Origin of the sequence: Clavibacter sp. B3I6, assembly GCF_030816895.1 — a bacterium.
Lineage (GTDB): Bacteria > Actinomycetota > Actinomycetes > Actinomycetales > Microbacteriaceae > Clavibacter.
In genome coordinates, this window is sequence record NZ_JAUSYL010000001.1 from 2,038,471 (window position 1) to 2,057,328 (window position 18,858).

Annotated in this window: 19 protein-coding genes and 1 pseudogene; 9 read left to right on the forward strand and 11 right to left on the reverse strand. The window is 73.1% G+C overall.

The annotated features are described in order from the left end of the window. Positions 1-51 precede the first annotated feature (51 nt). Positions 52-882, reverse strand: coding sequence for an oxidoreductase (locus QFZ62_RS09780; protein WP_307504924.1), 831 nt, complete (start codon positions 880-882; stop codon positions 52-54). A gap of 151 nt (positions 883-1,033) precedes the next feature. On the opposite strand from QFZ62_RS09780, the gene QFZ62_RS09785 reads away from it, so the two are divergent. Continuing rightward, on the forward strand, positions 1,034-1,507 hold the full coding sequence (locus tag QFZ62_RS09785) for a Fur family transcriptional regulator (RefSeq protein ID WP_307504927.1): 474 nt from the start codon (positions 1,034-1,036) through the stop codon (positions 1,505-1,507). Between the two features lie 162 nt (positions 1,508-1,669). Continuing rightward, positions 1,670-1,948: a hypothetical protein gene (locus QFZ62_RS09790; protein WP_307504930.1), complete on the forward strand. Its 279-nt coding sequence runs from the start codon at positions 1,670-1,672 to the stop codon at positions 1,946-1,948. Between the two features lie 228 nt (positions 1,949-2,176). Here the strand turns inward: QFZ62_RS09790 and QFZ62_RS09795 are convergent, their stop codons facing one another. Further along, on the reverse strand, positions 2,177-3,262 hold the full coding sequence (locus QFZ62_RS09795) for a glycosyltransferase (protein ID WP_307504933.1): 1,086 nt from the start codon (positions 3,260-3,262) through the stop codon (positions 2,177-2,179). A gap of 1,024 nt (positions 3,263-4,286) precedes the next feature. Here QFZ62_RS09795 and QFZ62_RS09800 point away from each other — a divergent pair. After that, positions 4,287-6,122 (forward strand): amino acid transporter, encoded by a 1,836-nt coding sequence (locus tag QFZ62_RS09800; protein ID WP_373425975.1) that lies wholly within the window; start codon positions 4,287-4,289, stop codon positions 6,120-6,122. A 91-nt stretch (positions 6,123-6,213) separates the two neighbouring features. Here QFZ62_RS09800 and QFZ62_RS09805 read toward each other — a convergent pair whose 3' ends face one another. Beyond that, on the reverse strand, positions 6,214-7,221 hold the full coding sequence (locus QFZ62_RS09805; protein WP_307504938.1) for an LLM class flavin-dependent oxidoreductase: 1,008 nt from the start codon (positions 7,219-7,221) through the stop codon (positions 6,214-6,216). Between the two features lie 149 nt (positions 7,222-7,370). On the opposite strand from QFZ62_RS09805, the gene QFZ62_RS09810 reads away from it, so the two are divergent. Both QFZ62_RS09810 and QFZ62_RS09815 read left to right on the forward strand, forming a co-directional pair. Continuing rightward, positions 7,371-8,330, forward strand: a complete 960-nt coding sequence (locus QFZ62_RS09810; RefSeq protein WP_307504940.1) for an acetylxylan esterase — start codon at positions 7,371-7,373, stop codon at positions 8,328-8,330. A 103-nt stretch (positions 8,331-8,433) separates the two neighbouring features. Then, positions 8,434-9,111 (forward strand): hypothetical protein, encoded by a 678-nt coding sequence (locus tag QFZ62_RS09815; RefSeq protein WP_307504943.1) that lies wholly within the window; start codon positions 8,434-8,436, stop codon positions 9,109-9,111. A 12-nt stretch (positions 9,112-9,123) separates the two neighbouring features. Here the strand turns inward: QFZ62_RS09815 and QFZ62_RS09820 are convergent, their stop codons facing one another. Beyond that, positions 9,124-10,257, reverse strand: coding sequence for an FAD-dependent oxidoreductase (locus QFZ62_RS09820; protein WP_307504944.1), 1,134 nt, complete (start codon positions 10,255-10,257; stop codon positions 9,124-9,126). A 115-nt stretch (positions 10,258-10,372) separates the two neighbouring features. Next, the gene (locus QFZ62_RS09825) at positions 10,373-10,567 is read right to left on the reverse strand and encodes a hypothetical protein (RefSeq protein ID WP_307504947.1); all 195 of its coding nucleotides are present in this window, start codon (positions 10,565-10,567) and stop codon (positions 10,373-10,375) included. Between the two features lie 117 nt (positions 10,568-10,684). Here QFZ62_RS09825 and QFZ62_RS09830 point away from each other — a divergent pair, with 117 nt between their 5' ends. Both QFZ62_RS09830 and QFZ62_RS09835 read left to right on the forward strand, forming a co-directional pair. Further along, the gene (locus QFZ62_RS09830; protein ID WP_307504950.1) at positions 10,685-11,350 is read left to right on the forward strand and encodes an HAD-IA family hydrolase; all 666 of its coding nucleotides are present in this window, start codon (positions 10,685-10,687) and stop codon (positions 11,348-11,350) included. Positions 11,351-11,479: 129 nt separating this feature from the next. Next, entirely contained in the window at positions 11,480-12,172 is a 693-nt protein-coding gene (locus tag QFZ62_RS09835; protein WP_307504953.1) for a hypothetical protein, read from the forward strand. A 72-nt stretch (positions 12,173-12,244) separates the two neighbouring features. Here QFZ62_RS09835 and QFZ62_RS09840 read toward each other — a convergent pair whose 3' ends face one another. The 5 genes and pseudogenes from QFZ62_RS09840 to QFZ62_RS09860 all read right to left on the reverse strand — a co-directional run. Further along, the gene (locus tag QFZ62_RS09840) at positions 12,245-13,153 is read right to left on the reverse strand and encodes a carbohydrate ABC transporter permease (protein ID WP_307504955.1); all 909 of its coding nucleotides are present in this window, start codon (positions 13,151-13,153) and stop codon (positions 12,245-12,247) included. Beyond that, entirely contained in the window at positions 13,150-14,013 is an 864-nt protein-coding gene (locus QFZ62_RS09845) for a carbohydrate ABC transporter permease (RefSeq protein WP_307504957.1), read from the reverse strand. The genes QFZ62_RS09840 and QFZ62_RS09845 overlap by 4 nt, the downstream gene beginning before the upstream one ends. Before the next feature lie 55 nt (positions 14,014-14,068). Continuing rightward, positions 14,069-15,421 carry an ABC transporter substrate-binding protein gene (locus QFZ62_RS09850; protein ID WP_307504960.1) on the reverse strand — a complete coding sequence of 451 codons (1,353 nt, stop codon included), beginning with the start codon at positions 15,419-15,421 and terminating at the stop codon, positions 14,069-14,071. A 250-nt stretch (positions 15,422-15,671) separates the two neighbouring features. Continuing rightward, positions 15,672-16,256, reverse strand: coding sequence for a YdeI family protein (locus QFZ62_RS09855; RefSeq protein WP_307507759.1), 585 nt, complete (start codon positions 16,254-16,256; stop codon positions 15,672-15,674). A gap of 849 nt (positions 16,257-17,105) precedes the next feature. Continuing rightward, positions 17,106-17,495, reverse strand: a pseudogene (locus QFZ62_RS09860) (alcohol dehydrogenase catalytic domain-containing protein); the annotation flags it as partial. 15 nt (positions 17,496-17,510) lie between these two features. Here QFZ62_RS09860 and QFZ62_RS09865 point away from each other — a divergent pair. Both QFZ62_RS09865 and QFZ62_RS09870 read left to right on the forward strand, forming a co-directional pair. Next, positions 17,511-18,086, forward strand: coding sequence for a TetR/AcrR family transcriptional regulator (locus QFZ62_RS09865; protein WP_307504963.1), 576 nt, complete (start codon positions 17,511-17,513; stop codon positions 18,084-18,086). After that, complete coding sequence (locus tag QFZ62_RS09870) at positions 18,086-18,313, forward strand: DUF2283 domain-containing protein (RefSeq protein ID WP_307507761.1); 228 nt, start codon at positions 18,086-18,088, stop codon at positions 18,311-18,313. The genes QFZ62_RS09865 and QFZ62_RS09870 overlap by 1 nt, the downstream gene beginning before the upstream one ends. On the opposite strand, the gene QFZ62_RS09875 is transcribed toward QFZ62_RS09870, so the two are convergent. Next, positions 18,310-18,651 carry a DUF2200 domain-containing protein gene (locus QFZ62_RS09875; protein ID WP_307504965.1) on the reverse strand — a complete coding sequence of 114 codons (342 nt, stop codon included), beginning with the start codon at positions 18,649-18,651 and terminating at the stop codon, positions 18,310-18,312. The genes QFZ62_RS09870 and QFZ62_RS09875 overlap by 4 nt on opposite strands. Between the last annotated feature and the right edge of the window lie 207 nt (positions 18,652-18,858).

Genomic DNA, 18,858 nt, shown 5'->3' on the forward strand with positions numbered 1-18,858 from the left:
CCGCCGACGGGTCACGAGGGCTGAGCCGTCGGAGGCTCAGCCCTCAGACGCTCAGCCCTCGGGGTAGGCCGTCGAGCGGCTCCGCTCGGCCCAGGCGTCGATGTCGGCGCGCAGGTCGTCGAGCGCCCCCGTGACGATCTCGATCGCGTCGCCGCCGAGGAGCAGGTAGTAGGGAGCGCCGGTCTCGACCGCGTCGACCAGGACGCGCGCGCCGAGGGCCGGGTCGTTCGGCTGGGTGCCGTCGACCGTGTCGTTCTCCTTGCGGCGCTTGCCAGCCGTCTCGGCGTAGTCGTCGATCACGGTGGCCGACTGCGTCAGCGAGCGTCCCGAGAAGTCGGTGCGGAAGGACCCGGGCGCGACGACCGTCGCGACGATCCCGAGCGGCTCCAGCTCGGTGCGGAGCGCCATCGTCATCTGCTCGATCGCGGCCTTCACGGCGCCGTAGTAGCCGGATCCGGCGCCCGTGCGCGCCGCCCCGATCGACGAGAGGTTGACGATCGTGCCGCTGCGGCGCTGCCGCATGCCGGGCAGCACCGCCTTGATCATGCGGACGCTGCCGTGGAACTGGGTGTCGAACAGGCGCGCGACATCCGCCTCGTCGCCCTCCTCGACGGCGGCGCGGTAGCCGTAGCCGGCGTTGTTGACGAGCACGTCGACGCCGCCGAAGCGCGCGGTCGCCTCGTCGACGGCGAGGGACACCTGCGCGGGGTCGGTCACGTCGAGGTCGAGCGCGAGGGCGTGCTCGGGGAAGCGGTCGGCGAGGTCCTGCACGGCCGCGGCGTCGCGGGCCGTGACGACGACGTCGTTCCCGCGCGACAGCGCCTCCTCGGCGAACGCGCGCCCGAGTCCGGTGGAGCATCCCGTGATCAGCCAGGTCGTCATGCGCGTTCCTCTTCCTCGTGGATGCGGTGGGCGGTGCGCCCGAGCGGCGCGTCCCCTGCCGAGGCTAGGCGCATCCCGCGGCGATGCCCGGATCCCCCGCTTGTCTTGATCCGTTAAAGACAAGGGGCTACAGTCGGACCATGCCCCCCCCGTGACGCCCGCCGCTGCCCCTGTGCACGCGCCTGCGGACGCGGACGAGCTGCGACGGACCATCCGGGCGACCGGGCTCAAGGTGACGGCGCCCCGCGTCGCGGTCCTCCAGGTCCTCCAGGGCACCCCGCACTCGAGCGCCGAGGTGATCCACCACGGCGTCCGCGACCTCCTCCCGAACTCCTCGGTCCAGGCGGTCTACGGGATCCTCGCGGCCTTCACCGGCGCCGGGCTCGCCCGCCGCTTCGACCCGCCCGGCTCCCCCGCGCTCTTCGAGAGCCGGGTCGGCGACAACCACCACCACCTGGTGTGCGTGCGCTGCGGGGCCGTGGCGGACGTGGACTGCGTCGTCGGCGAGGCGCCCTGCCTCACGCCGTCCGACACGTCCGGCTTCGCCGTCATCGCCGCGGAGGTCACCTTCGCCGGCGTGTGCAGCCGGTGCCAGGAGCAGAACGCCGGAGCACCGGCCGCCTGATCCCCGGCCGCACCGCTGCGGCCCCCGCCTCGACCGGAGGACCCTCCGCCGAGCGCCCACCTCGGCGACCCCGCCGCACGGGCCCGCCTCGGCGCGCCCGGCGTGCGGCGTCCGCCCCCGGACCACCCACCGACCGCACGAACCCGACGAACGGAGCACGACATGAGCCTCACCCTCGACAGGACCGCGCAGGACCCCCGCACGGCCACCACGCCCGCGACGGCCCCCGCCGCCACCCCGATCCGGACCGCCGAGGCGCCGTCCGCCTCGCCGCTCGGCGGCAGCTACGTGACGCGCGCCGCGTCCGCCCGACGCGAGGGCACGTACGTCTCCTCCCTCGCGGCCGCACGTCGCCCGCGCCGCGGCACCTACGTCACGACCCCCGCGACCCCGGCCGCCGTGGGCCGCTACACCGACACCCACGGGTCCGCGCGCGCCTGACGGCGCCGGCCACCCTGTGCCCGTGCCCGCTCGTGAGCGGCACGAGCTTCCTGCACGCACCCGAGCAGCGACGCGCGCGACGAGGTCAGGAGCTGCGACCGGGCATCCCGGCAGATGCGGACCACCCCCCTGACCGCATGTCGACTGCGCGAAGGACCAGCACTCCGTCGTCAGCGGCGGGGATCGTCCGATGGTCGTGATCCATCCCGGCCGGTCCCCCTCCGGGCATCAATCGACGACGACGTTCTCCTTCGTCTCCCCGAGCCTCTCGACCGATTCGAACGTGGAGTAGAGGCGCTTCAGGACCATCGCCTGGTTGTGCGGGTTGTAGTCGCGCAGCGCGTACCTCGCGGCAGCTACCGCCGCCGCCCGCGCGGCCGCCGGCTGCAGCTTCTGCAGGATCGGGACCAGGTCACCCGGTCTGCGGATCTTCAGCGGCAAGCCGACGCCGTCGAAGGCCGGTATGGCTCGGGCGACGGTGGGCACCCCGAGTGCCGTCGCCTCGAGGAGGGCCACGGGGAACCCCTCCCACGCGGCGGTGTGCACGTAGACGTCAGCCGTCGCGAGGAGACGGATCGACTCGTGACGTGGCAGCCAGCCGGTGACGTGGATGCCGGCCGCGCGGAGTGCGGCTTCCTCCTCGAGATCGCCACCTCCGACCCACACCGCATCGACCAGCAAGCCCGCGGCACGCGCGGCCCCGACAGCCTCCACGAAGAACCGGGGATCCTTCTGCGCGGAGAGCCGACCTGCCCCGTAGACGGTCGAGATGCGGTCGGCCTCGGCCAGGCCTTGCCGGTGATGCAGCAGATCGTCCGGTGCGATGTTGGGGATCATCCACGCGAGCGTGTCGGGCCGCAGGGCGCGGCTCAGCACGACCTCACGCGGCGAGCAGCAGGCGTAGGCGCTGGTGTTGCGGCCGAGCACCTTCTCGACCGCGTAGATCGCCCGTCGTTCCATGCGGCTCCGACTCGAGCGCTCGAAGCCGTAGCAGTGCGGCGAGTAGATCACGTGGTTCGTCCGCGCGTTCATCGAGAGGCGCACGTACACGCCGGCGAGACTGGAATGCGCGTGGATGACGACATCCCGTCGCCCTCCGAACGTCCGGGCCAGCCAGAGGACCCTGGCCAGATGTCCCGCGGGCAGCTCCTGCGCGGACGCGAATATGTCGAGGCTCTCCGCATCCACCGGCGACTTCTTGCGCTGGGCATAGACGAGGTGGTGCTCATGCTGCGGTGCGTTGCGTGCGAAGTCCTGGATGGCCGAGGCGACGCCCCCGCCGAAGCTCTCGGTGACGTGGATGATCTTCAGCATCGGGAAGCCACATCCCCTGTGGCGAACGGCATCCCCTCGCGATGGCCCCGAGCCACGCCTTCCGTGCTTCTCGCTCCTCGTCGCACCGAGCGACCGCGATGACCCAGTCCCTCTCGTACGCGGTTGACCCCCATCACCGGCATGCGCAGTACGACGACCGATGCGCACTCGCCGCCCCTAGGCGACACGACCACCGCCATCCGGTTCGCGTCGACGCACTTGAGGCTGTCTTGCAGGGACCGAGAACATACTGCCTTCCGGAATCAATGCTGTGGCCATGGTGGTGAAGAACCGTGTTCGGGTCAGGGCTCGATCGGGTGGTGTCTAGGTAGTCTAACGGCCGGGTGGGAGGCAGCACTGTCCTCCTATACGAGGACACCTGGTCATGCTCAAGCGGGTCCGCGGCCCGTTCGATCGAGCGCATCGGATCCTGAGGCGACGGCTGATGAGCTGCGCGCCTGGGTCGTGCCCGGCGGCGGCACCTGTCCGCGCCAGCGCTCGATCCGCGGGTCACCGCGCAGGGCGACGCCACGTCGCCCTTCCTTCCCCGGCCGTGACGAAGTCGACACCGGTCGTGCCCACGCGCGCGCTCAGGAGCACCCCGCGGCCCCTACCGCCGTGGGCCGCTACACCGACACCCACGGATCCCCGCGCACCTGACCGGTGACGGCGGCCTGCGCGCGCAAGCGGGATCCAGCCGGAGGTGCCATCCTGAGGCGACGATGATGCCGGGCCCGACCGTCGCATCCGCGAGACGGGGTCCCGGCTCCGCCGCAGGAGGATCACCGGTGCGCTGCCCGGATCTCGGTCGATCGACGTCGACTCCCCGTCTCCCGTCCACCCTCGCCCTCCCCCACCGCGGGATGCGCGCGTGACCGGCACCGAGCTCCTCCGGGAGCCCGAGCAGCGCCGGGCCCGCGCGGGCGTCACCGCGTGGCTGCTCGACGGCCTGCCCGGCGCATCCGGCGCCCACCCCGGCCCGCACGCCGAGACCGTCGCGAAGACGCACTCGTGGTGGCGCGTCATGTGCCTCACGGGCGTCGACTACTTCTCCACGCTCGGCTACCAGCCGGCCATCGCGGCCGTCGCCGCCGGCCTGCTGTCGCCGCTCGCGACGCTCGTCCTCGTGCTCCTGACGCTCCTCGGCGCCCTCCCCGTCTACCGGCGGGTGGCGCGCGAGAGCCCGCGCGGCGAGGGATCCATCGCGATGCTCGAGCGCCTCCTCCCCTGGTGGGGCGGCAAGCTCTTCGTGCTCGTGCTGCTGGGATTCGCGGCGACCGACTTCCTCATCACCATCACGCTGTCCGCCGCGGACGCGACCGCGCACGCCGTCGAGAACCCGTTCGCCCCGTCGTGGTTCGCCGGCAACGAGGTGCTGCTGACCCTCGTGCTGCTGGCCGCGCTCGCCTTCGTGTTCCTCCGCGGGTTCCGCGAGGCGATCTCCATCGCCGTCGTGCTCGTGGGCGTGTTCCTCGCGCTCAACGCGATCGTGATCGTCGTCGCGCTCTTCCACGTGGCCGGGAACGTCCAGGTGATCGACGACTGGTGGCTCGCGCTCACGGCGCAGCACGGCAACCCGCTCGTGATGGTGGGCATCGCGCTCATCGTCTTCCCGAAGCTCGCGCTCGGCCTCTCCGGCTTCGAGACGGGCGTCGCCGTGATGCCGCAGGTGCGCGGCGAGGACGACGCCGACGGGGTGCCGCGCACGCGCATCCACGGCACCAAGCGGCTGCTCACGACGGCGGCGCTCATCATGAGCGCGTTCCTCATCACGTCGAGCTTCGTGACGACGCTGCTGATCCCGCAGGCCGAGTTCCAGGACGGCGGCAAGGCCAGCGGCAGGGCGCTCGCCTACCTCGCCCACGACTTCCTCGGCGACGGCTTCGGCACGCTCTACGACATCAGCACGATCTGCATCCTCTGGTTCGCGGGCGCCTCCGCCATGGCAGGCCTCCTCAACATCGTGCCGCGCTACCTCCCGCGCTACGGCATGGCGCCGCACTGGGCCGCCGCGGTGCGCCCGCTCGTGCTCGTGTTCACGGCCATCGCCGTGATCGTGACGCTCGTGTTCCAGGCCGACGTGGACGCGCAGGCCGGCGCCTACGCGACCGGCGTGCTCGTGCTGATCACCTCGGCCTCGGTCGCGGTGACGCTGTCGGCGCGGAAGGCCGGGCAGCGCAAGCGCACGGTCGGGTTCGCGGCCATCGCGACGGTGTTCGCGTACACGACCGTGGTCAACGTGATCGAGCGGCCGGACGGCGTGCGGATCGCGGCGCTGTTCATCCTCGGGATCCTCGCGGTCTCGATCGTCAGCCGCGTGCAGCGCTCGTTCCAGCTGCGCGCCACCTCGCTCACGATGGACGAGCGGGCGCGCGCCTTCGTCCTGGAGGACGCCGAGGACTACGGCGCGGTGAGCATCATCGCCCACGAGCCGGACGAGCCCGACGAGGCGCTGACCGAGGAGGAGCGCATCGCCGAGTACCGCCGGAAGGCCAGCGACGAGCGGCGCGACAGCGGGATCCCGGCGCGCGCGCCCGTGATCTTCCTCGAGGTCACCCCCGGCGACTCGTCGGAGTTCGAGGAGGACCTCGTGGTGCGCGGGATCGTGCGCTGCGGCTTCCGCGTGCTGCAGGTCACGAGCGGCAACGTGCCCAACACGATCGCGGCCGTGCTCCTCGCGGTGCGCGACCTCACAGGCGTGAAGCCCGGCGTCTACTTCGAGTGGACGGAGGGGTCGCCCGTGGGCAACCTGCTCCGCTTCCTCGTGACCGGCACGGGCGAGGTCGCCCCGGTCACGCGCGAGGTGCTGCGGCGGGCCGAGCCGGTGCGGGCGCGGCGGCCGGACGTGCACGTGAGCTGACGCCCGGCGGGTGATGCGCAGAGGGGCCGGATCCGTGGATCCGGCCCCTCCCGTGCGTCAGGCGCAGTGCGTCAGGCGACCGCGTCGGGCCTCAGGCCGCGACGAGCGCGTGCGCGTCGGCGAGCAGCTCGACGGAGCGCAGGCGCTCGGGCGTGCGCAGCGAGGCGTGCCCCACGATGACCTCGTCGACGCCCGCCTCCTGGGCGAACCGCGTCGCGTAGTCGGACACCTCGGCGCCCGTGCCGACGCCCGTGTAGGTCATCATGCTGGCGACGTGCGCGCCGACGGGCGCCTCGAGGAGCCGGTCGAGCTCGTCGTCCGTGAAGGTCTGGCTCGCCGGGATCTGGCCGCTCTGGCGGAGCAGCATCATGAGGCGCGCCCGGCGGACCTCGTCGAACTGGCGCTCGGCGTCGCCTCGGTCGTCGGCCGCGATGGCGTTGATGCCCGCGATCGCGTACGGCTCGTCGAGCTGCGCGGACGGCCGGAAGTCGCGGCGGTAGATGGCCACCGCGTCGAGCAGGGCGTCGGGCGCGAAGTGCGACGCGAAGGCGTACGGCAGGCCGAGGGCCGCCGCGAGCTGGGCCCCGAACAGCGAGGATCCGAGGATGTAGAGCGGCACGCGGGTGCCGGCGCCGGGGGTCGCCGCGACGCCCGGGATCTGGCTCTCGCCCGCGAGGAAGGCCTGCAGCTCGACGACGTCCTCGGGGAACCGGTCGGACGACGCGGGGTCGCGGCGGAGCGCCCGGAAGGTGGCCTGGTCGCTGCCGGGGGCGCGGCCGAGGCCGAGGTCGATGCGGCCCGGGTGCAGCGTCTCGAGCGTGCCGAACTGCTCCGCGATGGTGAGCGGCGAGTGGTTCGGCAGCATGACGCCGCCCGAACCGAGGCGGATCGTCGACGTCTGGCTGGCCACGTGGGCGATGAGCACCGACGTCGCGCTCGACGCGATGGAGGCCATGTTGTGGTGCTCCGCGTACCAGACCCGGCGGTATCCGCTGCGCTCGGCCTGCTGGGCGAGGGCGACGGAGGCGGCGAAGCTGTCGCGGGCGGTCTCCCCGGGGGCGATGGGGGCGAGGTCGAGGATGGAGAGCGGGACGGTCATGCTCACCTCAACACCGCGACCCCGCCAGGTGTTCCGTCCCGGATCCGCGCCGCGCGCCGTCGCGGAGGACAGAATGGGCGAGGCGACGCGGCCCGACGGGCGCGCGGGACGCCGACCGCCCGCCCACCGCCGAACGCCCCGGAGGACCCATGCTCATCGAACCCGTCGACGCCGCCCGCGCGCACGTCAGCAGCCACGTCGACCCGGAGGACTTCGACGCGTTCTGGTCCGGCACCCTCGAGGAGGCCGGGCAGCACGACCTCGACGTGCGCCTGGCCCCGGTCGACACCGACCTCGCGCTCGTCGACGTGCAGGACGTGACCTTCGCGGGATCCGGCGGCACCGACGTGCGCGCCTGGCTCCGCACCCCGGCCGGCGCCACGGGCCCGCTGCCCACCGTGGTCTCGTACGTCGGCTACGGCGGCGGGCGGGGACGCGCCGAGGAGACGCTGATCTACGCGGCCGCCGGCTTCGCGCACCTCCAGATGGACACGCGCGGCCAGGGCTCCTACTGGAGCGCCGGCGCCACCGCCGACCACGGCGAGGCCGGTCCCGCGATCCCCGGCTTCATGACCCGCGGGATCGCCTCCCGCGAGTCCTACTACTACCGCCGCCTCTTCACGGACGCGGTGCGCGCGGTCGACGTGGCGCGGTCGCTCGACGTCGTGGATCCCGCCCGCATCGCCGTGCAGGGCGGCAGCCAGGGCGGCGGCATGGCGCTCGCGGTCGCCGGGCTGCGCGACGACCTGGCCGCGGTCTCCGCGTACGTGCCGTTCCTCTGCGACATCGAGCGGGCCACCCACATCACCGACGCGTACCCGTACCACGAGGTCGTCGACTACCTGAAGACGCACCGGGGCCGTGGCGAGGACGTGCACGCCGTGCTCCGCTACTTCGACGGCGTCGCGTTCTCGCGCCGCGCGACCGCGCCCGCCCGCTTCTCGGTGGGGCTCATGGACGCGACCTGCCCGCCCTCCACCGTCTACGGCGCGTTCAACGCGTACGCGGGCGAGAAGGAGATCGTCGAGTGGGAGTACAACGGCCACGACGGCGGCGGCATCGACGACGAGCTCGGGACGATCGCGTTCCTCAAGGAGCGGCTGGGCTGATCCGGGACCGGGCCGCGTCGGCACCGCGACCCGCCCGGTCGTCGGCCGTTCCGCGTACCCTGGGAGGACCTCGCCGGTGGAGCGGGCGGAGCGGGAGGACATCATGCCCCGGCCCCGCATCCGCCCCGCGAAGCCCTCCAAGCCCGGCGCTCCGCCGCCCTCCGTGGCCGCCCGCGTCGCCGCGGATCCGGCCCAGAAGGAGGTGCTCATCGAGGAGGCGCTGCTGCTCGTCGGCGTCGCGCTCCGGCTCCAGATGGAGAACCGGATCATCCTCCGCACGCTCCGGGAGCGCCGCCCGTTCGACGAGGAGTCGCTCATCGAGGCGCTCCGCGGCGAGCTGGCCGAGCTGATCGGCGAGAAGCGCGGCGAGGCCGAGCGGCTGCGCATGGCCCGCGACCGCGCGGCGCTGCGCGAGGGCAAGGGCAAGCGGCCCGACGACTACCGCGAGGGCGACGTGCCGGGGCTCCGGCTGCGCGCCGAGATCGCGGAGGAGATCGTGGAGCGGCTCGGCGCCCTCTCGCGCGACCCCAAGGCGCTCCGCGAGGTGCTCCTCATCGCGCGGGACTCGGCGCTCGAGCAGATCGTGCGCGCCCGGCTCGCGCCGCAGCTGCTGCCCGGCGCGTTCCCGGAGGAGGGGCGCGACGAGCGCGTGGGCGAGCTCCGCGACGAGCTCGCGCGCCTGGCCGCCGACCGCGAGCGGGTCGCGGAGCGCGCCGAGGCCCGGGGGCCGGGGCGCGTCCGCGTCCGCACGGGCGGGCGGAGCAGCGCGCAGGAGGCGTGAGCGCTCCGTGGATCAGGGCGCGAGCGAGAACCGCGGCTCGACCCGCTCGCCGGTCGCCGCGTCCGCCGCGAGGCTGCCGATGAGCGGCGCGAACTTGGCGCCGTGGCCAGAGCACGGCGAGACGATCGTGATGCCCTCGACCCGGTCGATCACGAAGTCCTCCGTGGGCGTGCTCGTGAACAGGCACGTCGCCTCGGCGTACGGCACGGGCTCGACGCCCGGCAGGTTGCGGCGCACCCAGTCGACGACGCGCGCGCGGTTGGCGGGATCCACGACGCCGTCCTGGTGCGCGGCCGATGGGATCACCCGCCCGCCGTCGAACTCGGCGACCTTGTGGCCGCGGCCCTCCACGTCGCGTCCGCCGGGCAGCGCGTAGACGGGCATCCGCTCGTCCATGTGGATGGAGGTCGGCACCGGGCGCGACGGCGGCCCGTCCATGTAGGCGAAGTGGAACACCTGCTCCTGGCGGACGCGCAGCGGCGGGACCCGGTCGAGCGCGGCGCGCGGCAGCGGCAGGTCGCCGAGGAGGTCGGGCAGCCAGGCGCCCGCGCCCACGACCAGGCCGTCGCCCTCGACGCGTCGGCCGTCGTCGGCGGTCACGGCGAAGCCCGCACCGACCCGCTCGACGCCCGTCACCTCGAAGCCCGCGTGCACGACGGCCCCGTGCGCGACGGCCAGGTCGAGCATGGTGGTCACCGCGGCCTCCGCGTCGAGGACGCCCGCGGCCGGGTGCCACAGCACGTCGGAGTCGAACGCCATCTCGGGCCAGCGCTCGGCGGCCTCGCGCGCCGACATCAGCTCGTGGTCGATGCCGACGCGCTCGAGCACGCGCGCGAGCTCGGCGGGGCGGCGGACGAGCCCGGAGTCGACGGCTCCGGTGGGCGTGACGAGCCGCACGCCCGTGGTGCGCTCGAGGCGGTCCCAGAGCACGCGGGCGTCGCGCATGAGGCGCACGTAGAAGGGATCGGGGTAGGCGTAGCGGAGGATGCGGGCGGATCCGTGCGAGCTGCCGAGCATGCTCGCGGGCCGGTCGCGCTCCAGCACCGTGACCTCGTGGCCGCGGCTCGCGAGCTGCCAGGCGGTCGCCGCGCCGGCGAGCCCGGCCCCGATGACGACGTGGTGCGCCGTGCGTCCGCGCGCCGTCACCGTGATCCCCGCATCGCTCCAGGCTACGGGCGCACGCACCGGACGACCGGGCCCGGCGGGAGTCGTAAGCGGTCCGGCCGGCCTCGGCGGGACCGAGGCGCGGGCACCGTCGCCGTCACGTCCAGAGCAGCAGGGACACCGCGGTCACGATCCCGACCACCGCGAACGGCAGGCCGACCAGGTGCATGGACCGCGGTGCCGGCTCGTTGGTCCGCGACGTGTGGTTCAGCGTCCGGAAGGAGTTCACGCCCATGCCGATCACGCACACGATCATGACGATCTGGAGCACCCGCTCGAGCCCGTCACCCATGCCGCCTCCGCTCGTCTCGCGTCGGATCCCCGGCCGCCCCTCCATCGTCGCCGATCCGCCCGCCCGCCCGCGCCCACCCGTCCGTCCGTCCGTCCGTCCGTCCGGGAGGATGGACGCATGTCCGCACCCGTCACGCTCACCGCCCGCGCGCTCCTCCTGGACATGGACGGGACGCTGGTGGACTCGACCGCGCTCGTGGAGGAGATCTGGACCATGCTCGCGCGGCGCTTCGGCCACGACCCGGCCGAGCTCATCCGCCGGATCCACGGCGTGCGCGCCGCCGACAGCCTCGCCCGCTTCGCCCCCGCCGGCAGCGACGTGCCCGCCCTCCTCGCCGAGCTCGACCGCCTCGAGCTCGACGGCAGCCCCGCGACCGTCGAGATCCCCGGCGCCCGCGACCTCGTGGCCGCGCTGCCCGCCGGATCCCACGCCCTCGTCACGAGCGCCGGCCGCGCCCTCGCGCGCGCCCGCCTGGAGGGCGCCGGGGTCCCCGTGCCCGACGTCGCCGTCACCGCCGAGGACGTCACGGCCGGCAAGCCCGACCCGTCCGGCTACCTGCTCGCGGCCGCGCGCCTGGGCGTGGATCCCGCGGACGCGATCGTCTACGAGGACGCCGAGGCGGGCATCCGGGCTGGCCTCGCCGCGGGCATGCGCGTGGTCGTCGTCGGCGACCACGCGAGCGACGCGACCGTCGGCCTCCCCCGCGTCCGCGACCATCGCGGCACGACCGTCGAGGTGCGCGACGGGATCCTGACGCTCACCCTCCCGGGCGTCGCCGGCTGAGCCCGGGCCGTCTCGTCAGACGTTCGTCTGACGTTAAGGCCCGCGTCCACGGAGTCCCTCGGGAGGAGGAGCCGGCGGCCCCTACCGTGCGAGGGCGGCGCCCGCCGCACCCAGAGAGAGGACTCCCGCATGTCCCGCATCCGCCGGACCCGCCCCACCCGCTCCACCCTGACCACCGTCACCATCGGCGCCGTGACCGCCCTCGGGTTCGTCATCGCCGCCCCCGGCAGCGGCGCCTTCGCCGTCGTCGACCCGCATTCCCCGGAAGCCCGCGTGGCCCACTCCATCGAGAGCGGGCACATCCTCGACGACATGGAGGCGGGGAGGATCACCGAGGCCGACATCGTCCACGCGGCCAGCACCGGCATCGACGTGCACGGCCAGCACATCGACAACTGGACCGACCTGTCGGCCGAGCAGAGCGCCCAGGCCGCCCCGCAGGTCGCCCAGCTGGAGGCGGCCGCGAAGACTGACCCGAGGATGGCCGCCGCACGGGACGGCCTCGCGGGCCCGGGCAGCGGCAACCGGGTGGTCCCCGCGGACACGGGCTCCGAGTACCTGGAGTCCAAGCACTGGTGGAACCACCTGACGCACTGGTTCACCATCTACCTGAACAACGCCTGGCTCCGGGGCCTGGTCGCCGGCACCGCGAGCGCTGCCGCCGCCGCCGCGTGCATGTCCTTCGACCTGTCCCGGGTGAGCTGCGCGATCCTCGGCGCGTTCGTCGCCGGCTCGTTCGAGGCGCTGAAGAGCTCCGATCTCTGCAGCGGCAAGGGCATCTACATCAAGATCCCCGACACCGTGCACTCGCACTGCGAGTAGCGCACCGGCCGTGACATGGCAGAGGGCCGGGCGGGAGATCCTCTCCCGCCCGGCCCTCTCCGCGACGCGACGTCAGCCCTTGACCGCTCCTCCGCCGAGGCCGGCCACGAGGTACTTCCGCGCGAAGACCGCGATGAGGACCACCGGGATCACGAGCGCGATGCTCGCCGCCGCGAGCGTCTGGTACGTCGAGATGTCGTCGGCGCCCTTCTGCGCGGCGATGAAGACGGGGATCGTCACGGCCTCGTTCTGCGTGAGCGTCAGCGCCACGAGGTACTCCTGGAACGCGACCAGCAGCGTGAAGACGCCCGCCGTCACGAGGCCGGGGCCCATGAGCGGCACGATCACGCGACGGAACGCGCCGAAGCGGCTGCAGCCGTCGATCATCGCCGCCTCGTCGAGCTCCGTCGGGATGTCCCGGAAGAACCCCACGAGCAGCAGCAGCGTGAACGGCATGTTCACCGCCACGAGCGCGGCGACCAGCGCGATCTTCGTGTCGTAGATCCCGAGCGCCTGGCTCATCTCGTAGAACGGCAGCACGACGGCGAAGCGCGGGATGGTGCGCAGCACCACGGCCAGCAGGAGCAGGATCGGCCCGACCACGCCCGCGTAGCGCGCGAACGCGTACGCGGCGGGTGCGCCGACCACCAGCGCGACGACCACCGTGAGCCCGGCGACGATGAACGTGTTGACGAGCACCTCGGCGAACAGCGTGCCGCGCCACAGCTCCACGAACGCGTCGAGGCGCGGCTCGAAGATCCACGTGGGCGGGTTCGTGAAGGCGTCCTGGAACGGCTTGACCGCGGTGAGGAGCGCCCAGACGAACGGGCTCAGCGAGATCAGCACGACCACGAGGAGCGCGGCGCCCGCTCCGAGCGAGCCCATCCGCTCGCGGCGGCGGCGCTCCTTCGCGGTCAGGGTGCGGACGTCGTCGGGCAGGCGGGTGCGGCCGGTGGGCACGAGCGGGGTGGATGCGGTCATGCGGCCCGCGCCCCCTTCCAGGTCTGTCGGAGGAACGGGATCAGCAGCACCAGGGTGATGGCGATGGTGACCACGTTGACCGCGCTCGCCACCCCCAGCCGGTACGACTCCCCGAGGGCCACCTGGTACACGAACACCATGAGCGACTCGGTGCCGACGCTGCCGGCGGCCGGGGTGATGATCCGGATGGAGTCGAACACCTTGAGGCTGTCCATCAGGCTGATGAGGGTCACGAACGAGAACAGCGGCGCGAGCAGCGGGATCACCATGTACCGCTGGCGCTGCCACCAGCCGGCGCCGTCGAGCTGCGCGGCCTCGAGCGGCTCCTCGGGCAGCGTCTGCAGCCCGGCGAGGAGCACGAGGATCACGAACGGCGTCTCGTGCCAGAGCGCGTGCAGGCCGATGAGGATGCGGGCGGGTCCCGTCTCCGTCAGCCAGTCCACGTGCACGCCGAAGACGGCGAGGATCTGGTTGACCACGCCGCCGAAGATGTCGTTGAACAGCCAAGAGAAGTTGAGCGCGCCGATCACGGTGGGCACCACGTAGCTCGCCATGAGCAGCCCGAGGATCACCATGCGGCCGCGCTCGATGCGGTTGAGCAGCAGCGCGATGCCGTAGCCGACGATGAGCTTCGCGATCGTCATGATGATCGCGAACGTCACGGTGAAGGCGGCGTCGCGCCCGAAGCGGCGGTCGGTGAAGATCTCGACGTAGTTCGCGATGCCGTTGAAGACGCCGGGCTGGCCGACGGGCACGTTCTGGAAGCTCCAGACGAGCGTGGTGATCAGCGGCACGATCAGCAGCCCCGCCATCAGGATGATGGCGGGGGCCGTGAACGCGGCGAAGGTCTTGAGCCTCATGCCCGGGGGCCGGGGACCGCTCGGCGGGCGACGCCGCGCGTGCCGGGTCCGCGCATCAGGGCGCGAAGCCCGCCGTGGCGATGGCCTGGACGGCCGCCGCCTGCAGCTGCGTCGCACCGTCCGCCGAGGAGAGCGTGCCGTCGACGACCTGCGCGAGGATCGGCGCCATCGCGGCGAACACGTCGGACATGTACGGCACGAGCGGCAGGCCGTTCGGCTTCTCGCTCTCGAGCACGTCGCGCGCGGCCTCCTCGAACGGGAGGTCGGCGGCCTGCGCCTGGGTGGTGCGGGCCGGGATCGTGGCCTTGGCGGCCTCGGTCGCGGCGTCCGCTCCCGTGGCGACGCCCAGCAGGTCGAAGAGGAGGTCGTGGTCCGTCTTCGCGTTCGCGGCGATGGAGAGGCCGTCGACCGAGAGGCTGGTGGCGGGGGTGCCGCCCTCCTCGACCGACGGCGGGACGGCGAACGCGAACTCGTCGAAGTTCTCCGTCTGGCCCTCGTCGAGGAGCGCGGAGACGCGACCGGCGAACAGCATCGACATCGCGGCCTGGCCGGTCTGGAGCTGGGTGATCACCTCGGGCGAGGACCACGAGGTCGACTGCGTGCTCATCTGCTGGTAGGTGGCGCGCAGGGTGTCGAGCGCCTGCACCGACTCGGGGCTGTCGAGGGTCGGGGTGGCGGAACCGTCCTCGAACCAGGTGCCGCCGAGCGAGCCGAGGTACTGGTTGTAGGCGCTCGAGTTGTCGCCCGCGGAGTTGAAGGGGAGGGCCAGCGGGTTCTCCATGCCGGTCTCCGTGCGGATCCGCTCCGAGGCCGCGTACATCTCCTCGAACGTGGTCGGCACCTCGATGCCGAGGTCGGAGAGGATGTCCTCGCGGTAGATGAAGATGATGGTGCCCCAGAAGGTGGGGATCCCGACCTGCTTCCCGTCGTACTGCAGCGACTCCATGAGCGTGGGGTCGATGTCGTCGAGGCCGAGCTCGTCGCCCTTGTCGGCGATGCGGTCGTCGAGGGGCTCGATCCAGCCGCGCTCCGCGTAGAGCGGGTAGACGGTGCCGTAGACCTCGACGAGGTCGTAGCTCGGGTTCGTCCCCGACATCGACTGCACGGCGCGCTGGTTCTGCCCGGAGAAGTCGGTGGTGGGCGCGTTGACCGTGAGGTTCCCGCCGGTGCAGCCGGTCGCGATCGCGTCGGTGAACGGGTTCGTCGACGGGCTGTTGTAGGAGAGGACGTTGACGGTCGTCTTCGCGTCGGGCTGCGGGATGTCGCAGGCGACGCCCGCGCCTCCCACGTCGGCGCCGGCGCCGCAGCCGGTGAGGGCGACGGTCGCGGCGGCCACCGCGGCGCCGATCGCCAGGCGGATCGGCCGGCGTCGCCGGCGGGTGGTGGTCGGGGAGGAGGTGTCGCGCATCGCGGGTCCTTCGGGGGTCGGGTCGCGGGAGGCGACGGATCGAGGAGGGTGCACGCGAGCGTGCGGTCGGGGTGGTGCCCGGCCCCGGCGGGCTCGTGCCGGAGGACGCCGGCCGCGTCCGCCGACCCGCGAACAGGGGCCGTTTGTCCACAAACTACGGGCGTGCTCACGGTACCGGTCGGGATCCCGTCGGGACGGTCAGCAAGACGAAAGAGAAGCGGGGCGGAGCGGATGTCCGGCGCCCGACGCCCTACTGGGGGTGCGGCGTCTCCCCCCGCTCGAGCATCGCGACGAGCTTCGCCAGCCGGTTCGCGCGCACGGTCGCGTTGGGCGCGGTCGCGACCCGGTGGATCACGGCGTAGCGGTTGACCTTCGACAGGGCCGCGAAGGCGTCGGCGGCCGTGGGCGACACGGCGAGCGCCGCGAGCAGGTCCTCGGGCTCGGCCGCCGACGCCTGGCCCGCGTAGGCGCGCTCCCAACGGCCGTCGCCCTGCGCGCGCTCGATCTCCATGACGCCGCGCGGGCGCATCCGCCCCTCGGCGGTGAGGGTCGCGACCAGGCCGATGTTGCGCTCCGACCACAGCGACGCCTTCCGCCTCGGGGTGAAGCGGCGGCGGAAGATCCGCTCGTCGATGCTCGCAGTCTGGCCGTCGATCCACCCGCTGCACAGCGCCTCGTCGAGGGCCTGCGCGTAGGTGAGCGAGGTCGGATCCGTCGTGCCCTTCTTCGCGAGCACGAGCCAGACGCCGTCGGACGCCTCCTCGTGCGCGTCGAGCCAGGCGCGCCAGGCGGCCTGATCGGGGACGGTGAGGAGCTCGTGCGCGGGGGCGGCCATGCGTCCGATCGTAGGGACCGCCCCCGGCGTCGCCGCTACAGCGTGACGACGAGCTTCCGCGCCGAGACGCCCGCGCGCAGCCGGTCCATGGCGGGCTGGATCGCCTCGAGTCCCGTCCCGACCACCTCCGCCGCGGGTGCGGCGACGTAGCGGCCCTCGGCGAGCGCCGCCGGGAGGAACCGCTCCCAGAGCATCGGGCCGACCTCGTCGTGCATGAGGGCGCTGCCCCAGATGAAGCTCGCGCGGATCCCGCGGACGCGCGCCCGCAGCATCAGGGGCGGGTGTCGCGGTGCCCATGCGGATCCCGAGGCGCACGAGCGGGAGGCCGACCCGTCCGCCGCGCGGGAGGGTGTCGAACGACACCGGCGGGCTCGCCATGCTGACCCGCTTCGCGCCCGTGGCGATCGCGATCTCGACCGCGGGTGCGCCGGATCCGGTGCCGATCGCGAGCACGCCCGCCACCCGGCGGCCGCTCTCCGCGAGGTGCGCCACGATGTCGCGCACGGCCGTGGGGCTCCGGTAGTCGAACGCGCGGCTCGCGCCGAGCGACGCGACGAGCGCGTGGTTGCGCGGCGACGCGGTGGTGACCACGTCGTACCCGGCCGCGACGGCGAGCTGGATCGCGTTCACGCCGACGCTCGTGGATCCGCCCCACACCACCACGGTCTCCCCCGTCGCCGGGGTGGTCGCGTCGGGCAGGCGCAGCCCGAGCTGGCCCGCGCCGAACAGGCCGGATGCGGCGGTGGAGATGCCGAGCGGGAGGACGGCGGCGTCCTCGAAGGGCATCGCGTCCGGGATCGGGGCGGCGAGGTCGGTGCGGACGACCGCCCGCGACTGGAACCCGCCCTCGGCCTGGTGCCGCCGGCCCTTCTCCATGCCCACCGCGTACGCGACGACGCGGTCGCCCACGGCGAAGCGCGTGACCCCGGGGCCGACCTCCTCGACGACGCCCGCGACGTCCTCGCCGAGCACGGCGGGGTGCGGGAGCCACCGGTACATGAGGTCGCCCATGTGCTGCTTCATGGTGTCGAGCGGGTTGATCGCCACGGCCCGGACGCGGACGGCGACCTCGCCCTCCCGGGGAGCGGTCCGCGGCGCGGGACCCACGGTGAGGTCGGCGGCGGACGAGGCGAGCCAGGCGGCGGATTCGGTGGGCACGGCGGATCTCCGATGTGAGGGTCGCGCTGCCCGATGACATCGCGTGTCATCACTGTATACACTCATGGCACGTCGTGTCATCACTAGGATCGACGCATGAGCAGATGGCAGCCGGACACGCGTGAGCGCCTCGCCGCCGCCGCGCTCGAGCTGTTCCGCGAGCAGGGCTTCTCCGACACGACCGTGCCGCAGATCACCGCCCGCGCCGGCCTCACGACCCGCACCTTCTTCCGCCACTTCGCCGACAAGCGCGAGGTGCTCTTCGCCGAGGAGGACGAGCTGCCCGCCCTCGTCACGCGCATCATCCGCGAGGCGGCACCCGACCGGTCGCCGCTCCAGGTCGTCGAGGACGGCTTCCCGGAGGTCGTCGCGTCGCAGTTCGCCGAGGGGCGGGACGCGCTGCTCGCCCGCAAGCGCATCATCGTCGCGGACGCGGGGCTGCAGGAGCGCGAGATGCGCAAGGTGCACGCGATGCAGGAGGCCGTGCGGGCGGGCTTCGTGGAGCGCGGGGTGGATCCGCTCACCGCCGTCCTCGTGGCCCACGCGACCGCCACCGTCTTCGGCGTCTCCATCGGCCGCTGGCTCTCGGAGGGCGGCCCCGACACCGACCTCGCCGCCGTGCTGCACGACACGCTCGACTCCTTCCGCCGGCTGATGGCGGCGGGCGCGTGATGCGCGTCACCTACGACCCGGCTGCGGACGCCGCGTACGTCGAGCTCGCCGGGCCCCTCGCCGACGGGGAGGCGGCCACGACGATCCACTCGATCGCGACCCCGGGCGACCGCGGCGAGGTCGCCCTCGACTTCGACGCCGACGGGCGCCTCCTCGGCATCGAGGTGCTGTGCGCGAGCGCGGTGCTGCCGGCGGCGGTGCTGGCGGGAGCGGCTCGGCTCGGCTAGCTCCGCAGCACCTTCGCCATCGGCCGGCCGCGGGCGATCTCGTCGACCAGCTTGTCGAGGATCCGGATCTCCTTCATGAGCGGGTCCTCGATCTCCTCGATGCGGACCCCGCAGATCACGCCGCGCACCTCGTCGGCGAGCGGGTTCTGGCGCGCGGCGGCGAAGAAGTCCTGGAACGTCGTCTCCGCGTCGAGGTGGTGCTGCAGCTCGGCGGCGTCGAAGCCGGTGAGCCAGGTGATCGCCTCGTCGACCTCCGCGCGCGTGCGGCCCTTCCGCTCCACCTTCTTCACGTAGAGCACGTGGACAGCCGCGAACGGCGTCGTGTAGATGCGGTGCATGACCGGAGCGTAGGCCGATGGGCATGATGGATCCAGCCCCGGTTTCCGGACCCGACGAGAGGCATGGCATGAGCACGGACGACGAGACGTCCTACGTGATGAGGAACCCCGTAGGCGCCGCTCGCCTCCTGGCCGCGATCGAACGCGCCCGTCGTGGTGAGTTCACTGCGCACGATCTGACGGAGCCGACGGAGCCCGACGCGACTC